Origin of the sequence: Methylobacter sp. S3L5C (assembly GCF_022788635.1) — a bacterium.
In the GTDB taxonomy this organism is placed as follows: domain Bacteria; phylum Pseudomonadota; class Gammaproteobacteria; order Methylococcales; family Methylomonadaceae; genus Methylobacter_C.
On sequence record NZ_CP076024.1, the window covers coordinates 3,326,503 to 3,340,833 of the forward strand.

12 protein-coding genes are annotated in these 14,331 nt (G+C 39.9%); 8 read left to right on the forward strand and 4 right to left on the reverse strand.

From position 1 onward, the window contains the following. Positions 1-41: 41 nt before the first annotated feature. The 3 genes from recJ to KKZ03_RS14925 all read right to left on the reverse strand — a co-directional run bounded on the left by recJ (position 42) and on the right by KKZ03_RS14925 (position 4,034). A complete protein-coding gene (recJ, locus tag KKZ03_RS14915; RefSeq protein WP_243217599.1) occupies positions 42-1,787 on the reverse strand; it encodes a single-stranded-DNA-specific exonuclease RecJ in 1,746 nt (581 codons plus the stop codon). A gap of 155 nt (positions 1,788-1,942) precedes the next feature. After that, positions 1,943-2,395: a DUF934 domain-containing protein gene (locus KKZ03_RS14920; RefSeq protein WP_243217600.1), complete on the reverse strand. Its 453-nt coding sequence runs from the start codon at positions 2,393-2,395 to the stop codon at positions 1,943-1,945. Further along, positions 2,382-4,034 carry a nitrite/sulfite reductase gene (locus tag KKZ03_RS14925; protein ID WP_243217601.1) on the reverse strand — a complete coding sequence of 551 codons (1,653 nt, stop codon included), beginning with the start codon at positions 4,032-4,034 and terminating at the stop codon, positions 2,382-2,384. The genes KKZ03_RS14920 and KKZ03_RS14925 overlap by 14 nt, the downstream gene beginning before the upstream one ends. Positions 4,035-4,244: 210 nt before the next feature. Here KKZ03_RS14925 and nhaD point away from each other — a divergent pair, with 210 nt between their 5' ends. Next, positions 4,245-5,552 carry a sodium:proton antiporter NhaD gene (gene nhaD / locus KKZ03_RS14930; protein ID WP_243221644.1) on the forward strand — a complete coding sequence of 436 codons (1,308 nt, stop codon included), beginning with the start codon at positions 4,245-4,247 and terminating at the stop codon, positions 5,550-5,552. A gap of 253 nt (positions 5,553-5,805) precedes the next feature. Continuing rightward, positions 5,806-7,059: an AmpG family muropeptide MFS transporter gene (locus tag KKZ03_RS14935; protein ID WP_243217602.1), complete on the forward strand. Its 1,254-nt coding sequence runs from the start codon at positions 5,806-5,808 to the stop codon at positions 7,057-7,059. 90 nt (positions 7,060-7,149) lie between these two features. On the opposite strand, the gene KKZ03_RS14940 is transcribed toward KKZ03_RS14935, so the two are convergent. Further along, positions 7,150-7,917 (reverse strand): exodeoxyribonuclease III, encoded by a 768-nt coding sequence (locus KKZ03_RS14940; protein ID WP_243217603.1) that lies wholly within the window; start codon positions 7,915-7,917, stop codon positions 7,150-7,152. Between the two features lie 95 nt (positions 7,918-8,012). On the opposite strand from KKZ03_RS14940, the gene rpmE reads away from it, so the two are divergent. The 6 genes from rpmE to pilQ all read left to right on the forward strand — a co-directional run bounded on the left by rpmE (position 8,013) and on the right by pilQ (position 14,298). Next, positions 8,013-8,213: a 50S ribosomal protein L31 gene (rpmE, locus tag KKZ03_RS14945; protein WP_243217604.1), complete on the forward strand. Its 201-nt coding sequence runs from the start codon at positions 8,013-8,015 to the stop codon at positions 8,211-8,213. Positions 8,214-8,852: 639 nt separating this feature from the next. Further along, positions 8,853-9,914, forward strand: a complete 1,062-nt coding sequence (locus KKZ03_RS14950; protein ID WP_243217605.1) for a pilus assembly protein PilM — start codon at positions 8,853-8,855, stop codon at positions 9,912-9,914. Beyond that, on the forward strand, positions 9,914-10,519 hold the full coding sequence (locus tag KKZ03_RS14955) for a PilN domain-containing protein (RefSeq protein WP_243217606.1): 606 nt from the start codon (positions 9,914-9,916) through the stop codon (positions 10,517-10,519). Before KKZ03_RS14950 ends, KKZ03_RS14955 begins: the two co-directional genes overlap by 1 nt. Further along, complete coding sequence (locus KKZ03_RS14960) at positions 10,500-11,120, forward strand: type 4a pilus biogenesis protein PilO (protein WP_243217607.1); 621 nt, start codon at positions 10,500-10,502, stop codon at positions 11,118-11,120. The genes KKZ03_RS14955 and KKZ03_RS14960 overlap by 20 nt, the downstream gene beginning before the upstream one ends. A 50-nt stretch (positions 11,121-11,170) precedes the next feature. Then, a complete protein-coding gene (locus tag KKZ03_RS14965; RefSeq protein ID WP_243221646.1) occupies positions 11,171-11,683 on the forward strand; it encodes a pilus assembly protein PilP in 513 nt (170 codons plus the stop codon). A gap of 320 nt (positions 11,684-12,003) precedes the next feature. After that, on the forward strand, positions 12,004-14,298 hold the full coding sequence (gene pilQ / locus KKZ03_RS14970) for a type IV pilus secretin family protein (protein ID WP_243217608.1): 2,295 nt from the start codon (positions 12,004-12,006) through the stop codon (positions 14,296-14,298). Positions 14,299-14,331 lie beyond the last annotated feature (33 nt).

A 14,331-nucleotide genomic window follows, 5' to 3' on the forward strand; every position in this document is an offset into this window, starting at 1 on the left:
TTTTTAGTGTATAAAAAAAGGGCGGTTTATCCGCCCTTTTTTTATACTATTTTTTCAAAATACTGGATAATAAACTGTACACTTCGATTGCCTCTAAACTCATTAATATCGAGCTTGTAAGCGGTCCTTATTTGTCTTAATCCCAGCCAATGCTCAGGCTGATCAACAAAAAATGCGATCGCATCGATGACCAGATCGCCATCAGGTTTTCTTAATACCAGTTTAAGATGGCGCTGGCCAACAATACGCGCCTGAATCACATCAAATATGCCGTCAAAAACAGGTTCTGGAAACTCTTGTCCCCAGGTTGCTGAATACTGTAATAAATCAGCGATTTCAAGCGTCATTTCCTGCTCGGTCAATTCACCATCGGACAATATTTTTTGTTCCAAATCAACATTAGCCAAACGTTTGCTGACCATTTCATCAAAAGCCAGGGCAAAAGCAGGATAGTCATGCATATTTAAGCTTAAACCTGCCGCCATGGCATGGCCGCCAAATTTACTGAGTAGCTTAGGGTGGGCTGCGGCAATATCGCTTAATACATCACGAATATGTACACCTGGAATAGAGCGTGCGGAACCTTTTATCAAATCTTTACCGGCAGGAGCAAAGGCAATCACCGGCCGATGTACGCGATCTTTTATGCGTGAGGCTAAAATACCGATAACACCTTGATGCCAATTGCTGTCAAATAAACAGACACCTGCCGGTAAATGATGCTCATCAAGCGCTTTCATGTCACTTAAATAAGCCATTGCCTCATGTTTCATAACGGCTTCAACTTCACGTCGGTCATTATTCAACTGATCAAGTTGAAGCGCGATGTCTTTTGCAAGGGCAGGATCATCCGTTAATAAACATTGAATACCTAAGGACATATCATCCATGCGTCCCGCTGCATTTAAGCGGGGGCCCACTGAAAAACCCAAATCCGATGAGACTAGGGTTTGAGGATTTTTCCCCGAGACTTCAATAAGTGCCTGTAAGCCTGGATGGCAATGCCCGGTGCGAATCCTCATTAAGCCCTGATGTACCAGAATGCGGTTAATACGTTCCAACGCAACGACATCAGCAACAGTACCCAAAGCAACGTAATCTAATAATTGGGCAAGATTAGGTTCTGGCAGTTGTTTTTTCTCAAACCAGTTTTGTTCCCTTAACCGGCTTCTCAAAGCCATTAATACATAAAATATAACTCCGACGCCGGCCAGTGCTCCGCTGGGAAATTTATCATCCGGTAGATTTGGGTTGACGATGGCATCAGCGGCGGGAAGCTCAAGCCCGGGTAGATGATGATCCGTTACCAGCACTTTTATACCGGCATCTGTTGCAGTTTTTACACCGTCAATACTAGATATGCCATTATCAACGGTAATAATTACATCAGGAGTTTGCAGCTTAACCAATTCGACAATTTCGGGAGTCAAACCGTAGCCATATTCAAAACGATTAGGGACGACAAAGGACACCTGCCCTGCCCCCAGTAACTGCAATCCTTTGATAGCGACAGCGCAACTGGTTGCCCCGTCAGCATCAAAATCGGCAACAATACAAATTCGTTGCTGCTCATTGATGGCTGTTATCAAATGGGTAACCATGGCTTCCATACCCGATAACAGCCATGGAGAGGGTAGTTTTGACAGGGTTCTGTCCAATTCTGTTTCTGAAGTGATCCCGCGAGCTAAAAACAGGCGTTTTAACAGAGGGTGAATGGTTCCCTCAAGTGAACTATTTTTTTTAATCGTGCGGGTTACTATGTTTTTTTTTACGCCTTGGTAATACATTCAGTATCCAATCAAAACCAGTGAACTTAAATTTAAGTAACCAATAACAAATAAATCGCCACAGATTGACTGATTAAATCTATTTATAATTAGTCAATTTGTGGCGATTTTTGCAGAGGTTATTATTGGTGACTTAGCTTATAAAAGGCTGAACATTAATTGACTGAGTCCTGATATTTGACAGTAAAATCATTTAAATGAGATAAGACAACCGGCAAGTCTTCAGCTTTTTCCGGGCTAAAGGCATTGACGCCGACACGCGACAAATAAAAGACCTGATCATTCATATAATGGCCTGTTGCTCTAATTTCGCCATGATAGTCATAACGCTCTCTAAGTAGCCAGGCATGAGAAAATAAGCGGCCATCAGCAAAGTCGGGGAAATCCAATTCAATCAATTGCAGACTGTTCAAATCGGCAGCAATATCATCAACAGAATCGGCAGGCCCAAGCCTTACTCCGATGTTGCCATCATGAGCCAATAATTTTGCTTTGTCTTGTTGCCACCGAGCTAATGAAACACTGATGTTACCGGCGGCTAACTCGGCATCATCGGTAACATAATTCCAAATATCATCAATAATTTGTCTGTCTTTAATTAATTGCATAGACTTGCTCCTTGAAGGGGGTAATGCCAACACGATTTACCATGTCCAGGAATGATTCATCTTCCAGGCGATGCTCAATATAAACTTCCAGAATCGTGGTAATTGCTTTGGTTACCTGATCTTTGGCAACCGCAGGCCCCAATCTTTCGCCTATTGCCGCGTTATTTTCAGAAGAACCGCCCAAAGTTAATTGATACCACTCAGTGCCCTTTTTATCAACGCCCAATATGCCAATATGCCCGACACTTTGATGCGCACAACCATTCATACAGCCAGACATATTGATTTTTAAATCGCCGATATCGTGAATGTAATCCATGTCATCAAGCGCTTCATTGATTTCTTTGGCAACGCCAATAGAGCCAGCATTGGCAAGAGAGCAAAAATCCAGTCCCGGGCAGCAAATCATATCAGTGACCGTGCCAATATTAGGCGTAGCCAATTTCAATAACTCTAATTGTTGCCATAAGACAAATAGGTCAGCCTGTTTTACATCAGCCAGAATCAGATTCTGTCTATGAGTGCTTCTAATCTCTCCAAAACTGTATTTGTCGGCAAGATCAGCAACAGCATCAAGTTGCACATCAGTCATGTCTCCAGGCGGTGAATCAGGTGCCTTTAAAGACAAGAATGCAGCGCGATAGCCGGAGATTTTATGATCTGCAGTATTGTATTTAACCCACGTTGCAAACGCTTTGTTTTCGTCTTGCTGTTGACTAAAGCTGGTATCTCGGACTGCATCAGTGTCGTAGGCAGGCGCAACAAATTGGGCTTTCATGCCATTAATGCGCTCATTATCAAGTTCGTTATTATCCCTGATAAGAAGCCATTCCTTCTCAACTAATGTAGAGAATTTTTCGAGTCCGGACTCTTTGACCAGAATTTTTATACGCGCTTTATATTTGTTGTCACGACGCCCGAATAAATTATAAATGCGTAGTATTGCTTCCAGATAAGACAGCAGATTCTTTTTTTCCAGGTACGGTTTAATAATTTGCCCTATAACGGGGGTACGGCCTAAACCTCCACCAACCATTACTTTAAAACCAATTTCACCGGCATCGTTCTTTACCAGATGCAAACCTATATCATGAAATTGCGTCGCAGCACGGTCATGTAAAGCCCCGCTAACAGCTATTTTAAATTTACGTGGCAGATAGTCAAACTCAGGATGTAACGTGGTCCACTGGCGAATAATTTCGCAATAAGGACGAGGATCTTCAATCTCGTCAATACAAACTCCTGCCAAGTGATCAGAGGTAGTGTTTCTCATGCAGTTACCACTGGTTTGGATAGCATGCATTTGAACACTAGCCAATTCTGCCAAAATATCAGGGACTTCTTCTAATTTTGGCCAGTTAAACTGGATATTTTGCCGGGTGGTAAAATGACAATAATTTTTGTCATAAGTACGGGCAACATGCGCTATTTTTCGTAACTGCTTGGAATTAAAAAGGCCGTAAGGCCCGGCAATTCTGAGCATGGGTGCATGAGTTTGAATATAAAGACCATTTCTAAGGCGTAAGGCCCGATATTGATCTTCAGACATTTCGCTTTTTAAAAACTGTTCGGTTTGTCTTCTAAATTGAGCTACCCGTTCGTCAACAAGGATTTGGTCGTTATCGTTATACTGATACATAGATGAGCGTTTAATCTACCTTTCTGAGGAAAAAATATGATATGTAATCATATACTGTGAGTCATAAAATGACAAAATATATTAGTTGGTGATAAAATTAAGAGTTAAAAAATTAATGTTGTTTACTAACTATAAAACTTTAGGAAGGGGGATATTTTCGTGCGATTTTTATTAATATTGTTATCGGTATTGCTGGTGCCTCAAATGGCAATGGCAGGTGGTTTTGAAAGTCTTGGAATGACAGGGACCGAGCGCGGTATTTATACCGTTTTGATTTTTGTTATTGCTTACGGTTTTGTTATGACCGAAGAATTTACGCATATGCGTAAATCCAAACCGGTTATTCTTGCAGCCGGTATTATCTGGGCTCACGCCGCAATTTTAGCGTCACAAAAAGGTGTTTCAGTTGAAGCCATGCACGAGGCTTTTGAATATAATCTGAAAGAATATGCCGAGTTAATGTTATTTTTATTAGTCGCTATGACTTATATCAATGCAATGGCAGAACGCAATGTATTTGAAGCGTTGCGTTCCTGGTTGGTAAGAAAGCAGTTTGGCTATCGTAAATTGTTTTTGATCACGGGCATCATTACCTTCTTTTTATCGGCAGTCGCTGATAATCTGACGGCAGCATTATTAGTTGGCGCAGTCGTTATGGCCGTTGGCGCTGATAATGAAAAATTTGTCAGCATTGGGTTTGTAAATCTGGTAATTGCTGCGAATGCTGGCGGCGCTTTCTGTCCTTTTGGCGATATTACGACATTAATGGTTTGGCAAGCAGGTTATGCCGAGTTCTTTGATTTCTTTAAACTATTTATTCCTTCTGTTGTTAACTATGCGGTTCCTGCGGCAGTTATGTATTTTGCCGTACCCGATGAGCAACCTAAAGTAACTTCGGAGGCTGCCGTTCAGTTAAAGCCAGGTGCAATTCAAATTTGTGTATTATTTCTGTTAACCATCGTTACTGCAGTCAGCTTTAAACAAGGCCTGCATTTACCGCCATTTATGGGCATGATGGTTGGTCTTTCAGTGTTGATGCTTTATGGTTTCTTTTTGAAAAAACATTTTTACGTTGAAGGCGAAAAAGGTTTTGATGTTTTCGATAAAGTACGTCATGCAGAATGGGATACTTTATTGTTTTTCTTCGGTGTGGTGTTTGCCGTTGGTGGTTTAGGTTATATCGGTTATCTTGAGTTATTATCAGGTGCGATGTATGACGGCTTGGGTGCGACTACTGCCAACATCCTGGTGGGTATAATTTCTGCGATTGTTGATAACATTCCCGTTATGTTTGCGGTATTGAATATGAATGTCGATATGGATCTGTATCAGTGGTTATTGGTAACGTTAACTGCGGGTGTCGGTGGATCTTTATTATCTGTTGGTTCTGCTGCGGGTGTCGCTTTAATGGGACAATCCAATCATAAATACACGTTTTTTAGTCACTTAAAATGGACGCCTGCAATTGCAGCTGGTTACGCAGCCAGTATTTTTGCTCATTATTTGGTTAATGGTTAATTAGTGTTAATGCACCGCACAAACTGTGCGGTGCTTGTTGTTCTGATAAGGTCGATAGCGTCTAATTAGCTAAAGACCTTTTCTACTGCTTTTTAGCTAAATCAGACTTGCTAAACAGTGTCTGTTTTTAACCTTCATCAATACTACTTTCTAATTAATTTTTTCAAATTCACTACGAAGACACTATATTTTCTCTTCGTTTCTTCGTAGTGAATTTATTTTAATAAACGAAGTTTGAATTTATAGGTGTTCAGTGAGCGATAATACAAACATCATGCGGGTATTGCTTAACAAGCGCATGCTCATTTGCATATTTACCGGCTTTAGCTCAGGTCTGCCCTTGTATATCTTGATTGCTCTGGTGCCTGCGTGGTTACGTTCAGAAGGTGTAAACCTTAAAGCCATAGGCTTATTTGCTCTTATTCAACTACCATTTACCTGGAAATTTCTTTGGGCTCCCCTATTTGATCGTTATTCTCCACCACTTGGACGGCGGCGCGGCTGGCTATTTATTTCGCAACTGGCATTATTGCTATCCATTCCCGCATTTGGTGCTCTTCATCCCGGCCTGGATTTATGGGCAATAGCTTATTTGGCAAGCGTGGTCGCATTTTTTAGTGCTTCACAAGACATTGTACTGGATGCCTATCGACGGGAATTATTACTGGATACCGAACTGGGCCTAGGTAATGCCATACACGTTAATGCCTATAAAATTGCCGGCCTTATTCCAGGTTCCCTGTCACTTATTTTGGCAGATTATTTACCATGGAATAGTGTATTTTTTATTACTGCCTTGTTTATGTTACCGGGCATTGCCATGACTCTTTTCGTGAGTGAACCAGCGCTTAAAAATGGTGGGCCTAAAACACTGAAAGCTGCAGTAGTGGAGCCCTTTCAAGAGTTTATTGGTCGCAAAGGCATTAGATCAGCTTGCTTGGTGCTTGCTTTCATCTTTTTTTATAAGCTAGGCGATAGTATGGCTACGGCATTGGCAACGCCGTTTTATCTTGATATGGGTTTTAGTAAAACAGAAATTGGACTTATTGCTAAAAACGCCGGGTTATGGCCAAGTGTTATTGGTGGTTTGCTCGGTGGAGTCTGGATGATAAAGCTGGGTATTAATCGTGCTTTGTGGATTTTTGGGTTAGTGCAGATGCTTGCTATTCTGGGTTTTGCCTGGCTTGCAACAGTGGGTCACAGCTTGGCATGGCTGGCTATGGCTATCGGTATTGAAGCATTGGGCGTAGGCTTGGGCACGGCAGCTTTTGTTGCTTTTATTGCCCACACCACGCATCCTCTTTATACGGCAACACAATTTGCTTTATTCACCAGTTTGTCAGCAGTTCCACGCACCTTTGCCAATGCCGCTACCGGCTATTTAGTTGAATGGTTTGGGTGGGTAACTTTTTTCCTGTTTTGCTTTGCTATAGCGATTCCTGGGATGCTGCTTTTGCTTAAAGTTGCACCTTGGAATGACGTAAGCAAGCCAACAGGTACTGAATAAAACCGGAGATAGAAAGCCTGTTTTCGAGCAATTATGTTTTAATGTGAGTTGGACAGCACTCAATGTTATCCATTATCAAGTGAACTGATTTTACAGATCATAATCCATAATTAGCGGCGCATGATCTGAAAAACGATCATCTTTGTAAATAGATGTGGCAGTGACTTTATCTTTTAAATTGGCACTGATTATTTGATAATCGATACGCCATCCTACATTTTTTGCCCAGGCTTGACCTCTATTTGACCACCAAGTGTATTGCTCTGCTTCTTGATTAATAAGTCTGAATGCATCCAGCCACTCACCATTTACAAATAATTCATCCAGCCAAGCCCTTTCTTCAGGTAAAAAACCCGAGTTTTTTTTATTTCCACGCCAGTTTTTTAAGTCAATTTCTTTATGAGCAATATTCCAGTCGCCACAAATAATGTAGTCACGGTTATTTTGTGCACAAGTTTGTAAATAAGGCATAAAACGCTCCATGAAATTAAACTTAAAAGCTTGTCTTGTTTCTCCCGAAGAGCCGGAAGGAAGATAAATAGAAATAACACTTAAATTATCAAACTGCGCTTCAATAAAACGGCCTTCAGCATCGGTTTTAGCCCAGCCTAACCCATTGATAATTTTATCGGGTTGTTTTCTGCAATAAATTGCGACACCACTGTAGCCTTTTTTCTCAGCGTCATGATAAAAACACTGGTATCCCTGTGGATAAAAAGAATTGCTATCAAGTTGGTGTATTTGTGCTTTTGTTTCTTGCAGGCAAATAATGTCGGCATCTTGCTGTTGCATCCAGGTAAAAAAACCTTTACGCTCTGCCGCGCGAATACCATTGGCGTTTAAAGTAATCACACGCATAAAGTTAACAAGGGTTGCCAATTGCCAATGAAAAACGTATTATACGGTGTTCTTTAATATGTATGTAGTCTCTTTGTAGGTAAAGTGTAAGTAAAATGAAACCAGAAATTCATCCACAATATAAACAAATTACTGTGACCTGTGGTTGTGGTAATACATTTACAACCGGTTCTGTATTAGGTAAAGATTTGCAGGTAGAGGTTTGTTCTGCATGCCATCCTTTTTATACAGGTAAGCAACGCGTTGTTGATACAGCGGGTCGTGTTGATAAATTCCGTAAAAAATACGGAAAATAAAAAAATATCCAGCTTTAAAGTTCCGCTTATAAGTCAAATGTTTTTTTAAAGTGCGACTATTATCAAAATAGTCGTGATCAAATATAAAAGCACTTGCTTGTATGCGGATAACGAGCAGAATTACACTGTACATCAATTATTTTTAATTAATAATTGATGTACAGGCTTATCAATTTATTTTGCATTATGGTTGTGTCTCTGAATGCACTGTCAAAACAAAGTAAAGCATCAATAGATGTTCATATTAGCCATTATTATTAACCTGTTTATGGTCAATTTATATAACTGTAGTCACCTTGACTTACTCTTCCCGTACTGCTAATTAACAGGGTTGTAGGAAATTATAACTCCTCACCTAATAATCCTAAGATTAAATTAAATCAATTGGTCCACTTTAGCTTGGCAGTCACCGATAAAAATTAAAGACATCTTCATTTTATTGATTCCTTCCACAAAGCCAACACAGACTCTATTATCAAAGAATATAAATTCTCTTGTATGGACTGCCAGCACCCCAACTTGTTTTATACCTATCAACCACCGGAATAAAAGCTTTTTAAGCTCGCCTGTAGTGCATTAAACTAACACTACAAAACAAGGTGTGAATAACATCAATAATCAAGTTCTTAAAGGTGCATTATGAGCTGGTTTAATCGGAAACAAAAGACTGTTCTTGGTATTGACATCAGTGCCGCGGCGGTAAAATTACTGGAATTGAGTAAAACAGGTGCACGTTACAAAGTGGAAAGTTTTGCTGTAGTACCGTTACATCAAGATGGCCTTGTTGATAAAAATATTGCGAATGTTACTATAACTGCAGAAGCAATAAAAACTGCTTTAATACAGTCAGGATCAAAGGTAAGCGAGGCAATGGTTGCTGTTTCAGGATCTGCTGTTATGACAAAAATCATTACTATGCCGACCTCCTTGACTGAAAATGAAATGGAAGAGCAAATCATGATTGAAGCAGATCAATATGTGCCCTATTCTCTTGAAGAAATTAATTTTGATTTTGAAGTACAAGGAATCAATGAAAATAACCCGGAATTGGTTAATGTCCTATTGGTCGCATCCAGAAAAGAAAATGTAGATGACCGAGTCGAGGCGTTATTAAAAGCAGGGTTAAAAACCAGCATTGTTGACGTTGAATCATTTGCCATGGAAAATGCTTTTGCATTATTATCCGCACATTTTGCAAGTTCAGTAGATGCCCAAACTGTTGCCATTGCAGACATAGGATCGGCAATGGCAACATTAACCGTTTTACATGATGGCAATCTTGTATACACACATGAACAAGGCTTTGGTGGCAAACAACTAACCGAAGAAATTCAGCGCCGATACGGGCTTTCTTACGCAGAAGCCGGCTTGGCAAAAAAACAGGGCGGATTACCGGATAACTATATAGTCGATGTGCTAAACCCGTTTAAAAAATCAATGGTTCAGCACATTCAAAGGTCATTGCAATTCTATGTGTCTTCAAGTGCCAATAGAAGTGTTGACAGTATTGTTCTGGCTGGAGGTTGCGCTTTGATAGCGGGTATTGACAAATTAGTTGAAAATAACCTGGGGGTACCTGTCTATATCGCCAACCCGTTTATTAATATGACTCTGTCAAATAAAATAAAGCCTGATTTTTTAAGTAATAATGCGCCATCAATGATGATTGCTTGTGGATTGGCATTAAGAGGCTTTGATTAATGACAAAAATTAATTTATTACCTTGGCGGAAAGAGTTATTTAAAAAAAAGCAAAAAGAATTTTTTAACGCCATAGTTCTATCGATTCTTGCTGGTTTTATTATACTTGGCATGATTCATACCTATGTTGAAAGATTAAATACCTACCAGGAACAAAGAAATCAATTACTATCAAATGAAATTATCGTATTAAATAAAAAAATTATCGATATTAGCAGTATTGAAGAAAAAAAAAGAAAATTGTTGGCTAAAATAGATTTGATTCAAAAGCTACAACAAAGCCGCCCGGAAATTGTGCATTTGTTTGATGAAATCCCCAAGATGACACCGGATGGTATTTTTCTGACCAAATTTTCTCAATCCGGGCCAGAATTGATATTTGAAGGAAAATCACAATCAAATGCCCGTGTTTCTGCCTTTATGAGAGCAATAGAAGTATCGCCTTGGCTACAAACTCCAGGGCTCACTGTAATTCAATCATCAGACAAGATGTTGCCGGATAAAAATGATACTGAACAATTAAGTGATTTTACGCTACATGCCACGCAAGAAAAAAATAACCCCATAACTGAAAACAAAGGTATTTATGAACCTATCGGAAATTGATTGGGAGATTAAAGCACTTGCAACATCGACATTACCCGTTAAAGCGGCAATATTGCTGTTTGTTTGTTCTGTGGTTATCGGTATAGGGATTTATTTTGACACGCTGGAACAGCTAACAAGACTTAAAAGTGCAGAGCAAAAAGAACTGACATTTAAGCGTGAATTTGAAGACAAACAAAAAAAAGCCGTTAACCTTCAGGATTATCAAGATCAATTAACACAAATTGAAACATCATTGGATGAAATGATAAGGCAAATGCCGACAGAAGACGAGCTTGCCAGCCTGCTTATTGATATTTCACAAACAGGATTGGCAAGTGGGTTACAGTTTAAGCTATTTAAGCCGGAAGCTCCTATTCTAAAAGACTTTTATTCAGAATTACCGATCAAGATACAGGTTACCGGTAAGTATGAAGAACTTGGCTTGTTTGTCAGTGGCTTAGCCTCCTTACCAAGAATTGTCACGCTACACGATGTCAATATTGTACCCGAAGGAAAAGATGGCGATCTATTGATGAGTGCAGTGGTAAAAACTTATAACGAGGGTGATGTGGCTTCTGTAGCAGGCCCAGGAGCCAAGAAAAAAAGAGATCGAAAGTAGTGTTAAAACCTAAATGGCTTTTTTTATATCCAAATCCCTATTTTTTAAAAATGGCTTGCCTGTTTTTTTTGCTTTGTTTGGGAGGTTGTGGCGGTGATGATTTTTCTGAATTAAAGCAATATATTTCAAAAGTTAAGTCTGAACCAAAAGGGACAATACCACCATTACCTGAAATTAAAGTTGTTGAAACTTTTATGTTTAACCCTAAAGGCCTGCGTGATCCATTTAAACCACTGGTTCAGCCTGAACAGCAAAATGCTTTGGCGGAATTATCAACTAGCGGCGGTATAAAGCCCGATATCAACCGTCGTAAAGAGGAGCTTGAGGCATTTCCTTTGGAAATTTTAAAAATGGTGGGTACTGTTTCCATAAAATCAAACTTATGGGGATTGATAAAAGCAGATGACGGCACGATTCACAGAGTTCAGGTTGGCAACTACATGGGTCATAATTACGGCAAAATTATACGCATAAGTCTTGATAAAATCGAACTCATGGAAATAGTTTCTGATAAACAAGGGTCATGGCGCGAGCAACAAACATCACTCACGCTAACAGAGTAATTTTGAGGATAAAAATTGAATACTATGAAATGTGCACGCTATAATTTCGAAGAATTCATACGTCAAAAAAAGCCTTCCGGGCACAGCCGAAAGACTCGGGATAATTCCTGTTACTGTTTTTATTTGATATGCGTATTACCAAGAGACTGACCGAGAATAGAAAACTCACTACGGAAAAGCTATTTTGGCCATATTTTCCGTTCATTTTCGTTTAATAGAACAACTATTTGCCTCAAATGATCAAAAAATCTGACTCAAAATTGCTTTCCCTCACTACGGCTCTTATTCTCAGACAGCCTCCCAAAGCAGGATTGGCTATTATGTTAAACAAAATTGAGCGCTCTTTAGGTATCTGCATAATTTTGGTTTTGGTCTTGGGCTTGTTTTTAACACAAATTACGTCGGCAAGAGCAAGTGACTTGGCTCTTACCAGCGTAAACTTTGCTCTATTGGCTGGCAACAAATTACAAATACAATTTGAAATGAACGGTGCTGCAGTTAAACCTGAAGTATTTCAAACTGATAATCCGGCACGAATTGCTCTCGATTTTTCTGGCGTTAAAAACGCACTGAATAAAAAAACAATTCCGGTAAACCAGGGAGTGACGAATAGTATTTATATAGCGGAAGCGGCTGATAGGCTGCGTATCGTCGTTAATCTCAATGAATCAATACCTTTTGAAACCAAAGTGTTAGGCAATAAAGTATTATTAATTTTAACGCCTACAAAGACAATGGCATCTGCCAGCTTAATGCATGTAACTGAAAAACCAAAAATGTCGTTTACTACTTCAAACCCCAATTCAGTGGTGACATCGTTAATACCCGAGCAAATTATTAGTGGGTTTGATTTTAAGCGTGGTGACAAAAGTGAAGCACGTATAATTATCTCTTTGGCCAATCCCAATACTGTCGTTAACTCGAAACAAGAAGGGGGAAAAGTAGTGATCAATCTTTTAAACACCCGCTTACCTGAAAATATGGCAAAAAGATTGGATGTATCCGAGTTTGCAACACCCATCAAGTTTATTGATACGACATCATCCAACAGACAAACCACGGTTACTGTAACGACACAAAATGATCTTTACGATTATTCCTTGTTTCAATCTCAAGGTTTATTGACTATTGAATTTCGACCATTAAGCACTGAAGAAAAAGAAGCCTTGGATAGAACAAGAGTAAAATATTCCGGTGACCGGTTATCTTTAAATTTTCAGGAAATTGAAATACGTAGTGTTATTGCAATTCTTGCCGAGTTTACCGGGCAAAATGTGGTTGCAGGTGATGATGTAAACGGAACTATTACTTTAAAACTGGATGATGTGCCTTGGGATGAAGCATTGGATTTTATTATGATGACCAAAGGACTGGAAAAATTTGAATCCGGCAATGTTACGTTAATTGCCCCTGTGGGTAAAATTAAGGATTATAAAGAACAACAACAAGAAACAGCGACAGTAATTGAGCAACTGGATCCACTGGTTACTGAATATATCAAAATAAATTATGCCCGAGCTGAAAATTTTAGAAATTTGTTGAACGGGCTTGATACCGGCCAATTTGGCAGTTGTGGAGCAAAAAGCACTGCTGGCTCAAGCGCTGCTCCCACTTCTTCACTGTCCGGCTCGTCAATAACTCAAAGTGGACAAGGTAGCAGTCAAAGCACCAGTCCAGGTTCAAGTGGGAATAAAGGCGCTCAGAATGATGAACTTAAAATTCTTTCCTCACGAGGCTCTGCTGTTGTTGATGCCAGAACCAACACCCTAATTGTCCGCGAAACTACAAAACGTCTGGAAGAAGCAAAAAAACTAATCCGTAAGCTTGATGTACCGGTTCGTCAAGTGATGATTGAATCAAGAATAGTCATTGCCAGTAGTAGTTTCGCACAGGAGTTGGGGGTCAGATTTGGAGTAGCAGGAAACAATGTTAAATTTGGAACCAGCTCAGGAACAGTAGGTTCCGTCAATCCAGTGGGTGGTACAGTGGGCAGTATTAATGGCACCGCCATCGTGAACGATGCACTGGTAGATCTGGCCGCTGCCGGCATTGTCGGCAGTCCTCCTGCGGCATTAGGCATGACTCTGGCCAGAGGCGCTGATTACGTGCTTAACTTGGAACTATCGGCCCTGCAGGATCAAGGCAGGGGTGAACTGGTTTCTAATCCAAGAGTCATGACGACTGATCGCTGCAACGCAAAAATCAAACAAGGTAAGCAAATCCCTTATCAAAGTTCAAGTGCCAATACGGGAACCAATACGCAATTTGTCGACGCCTTGCTGGAACTTGATGTGCTACCGCAAATAACGCCTAGTGGCAGTATTTCCATGACTTTGAATATTACCAAAGATGAGCCGGAAGTCGTCGTTATCGGCCAACCGCCCATTACAAAAAGACAAGTTGAAACCACGGTACAAGTAATGGATGGTGAAACGGTTGTATTGGGTGGGGTCTTTGAAGGAACACTATTGAACAACACAAGCTCAGTACCATTTTTTGCTGATTTACCGGTCATAGGTTTTTTGTTTAAGAAAACCTACAAACAGGATGATAAAAAAGAATTATTAATTTTTATCACCCCAAAAATCATTAAAGATAATGCTGCAAGTAATTGATAGTATCTACTTATAGTAAAAAGGGGGATAATC

Bases quoted from the DNA above. Each gene is read 5' to 3' on its own strand.
- recJ (WP_243217599.1), bottom strand. From the start codon at position 1,787: ATGTATTACCAAGGCGTAAAAAAAAACATAGTAACCCGCACGATTAAA.
- KKZ03_RS14965 (WP_243221646.1), top strand. From the start codon at position 11,171: ATGGCTTGCCTGTTTTTTTTGCTTTGTTTGGGAGGTTGTGGCGGTGAT.
- KKZ03_RS14940 (WP_243217603.1), bottom strand. From the start codon at position 7,917: ATGCGTGTGATTACTTTAAACGCCAATGGTATTCGCGCGGCAGAGCGT.
- KKZ03_RS14920 (WP_243217600.1), bottom strand. From the start codon at position 2,395: ATGCAATTAATTAAAGACAGACAAATTATTGATGATATTTGGAATTAT.
- KKZ03_RS14925 (WP_243217601.1), bottom strand. From the start codon at position 4,034: ATGTATCAGTATAACGATAACGACCAAATCCTTGTTGACGAACGGGTA.
- KKZ03_RS14960 (WP_243217607.1), top strand. From the start codon at position 10,500: ATGAACCTATCGGAAATTGATTGGGAGATTAAAGCACTTGCAACATCG.
- rpmE (WP_243217604.1), top strand. From the start codon at position 8,013: ATGAAACCAGAAATTCATCCACAATATAAACAAATTACTGTGACCTGT.
- KKZ03_RS14950 (WP_243217605.1), top strand. From the start codon at position 8,853: ATGAGCTGGTTTAATCGGAAACAAAAGACTGTTCTTGGTATTGACATC.
- KKZ03_RS14955 (WP_243217606.1), top strand. From the start codon at position 9,914: ATGACAAAAATTAATTTATTACCTTGGCGGAAAGAGTTATTTAAAAAA.
- nhaD (WP_243221644.1), top strand. From the start codon at position 4,245: ATGGCAGGTGGTTTTGAAAGTCTTGGAATGACAGGGACCGAGCGCGGT.
- pilQ (WP_243217608.1), top strand. From the start codon at position 12,004: ATGTTAAACAAAATTGAGCGCTCTTTAGGTATCTGCATAATTTTGGTT.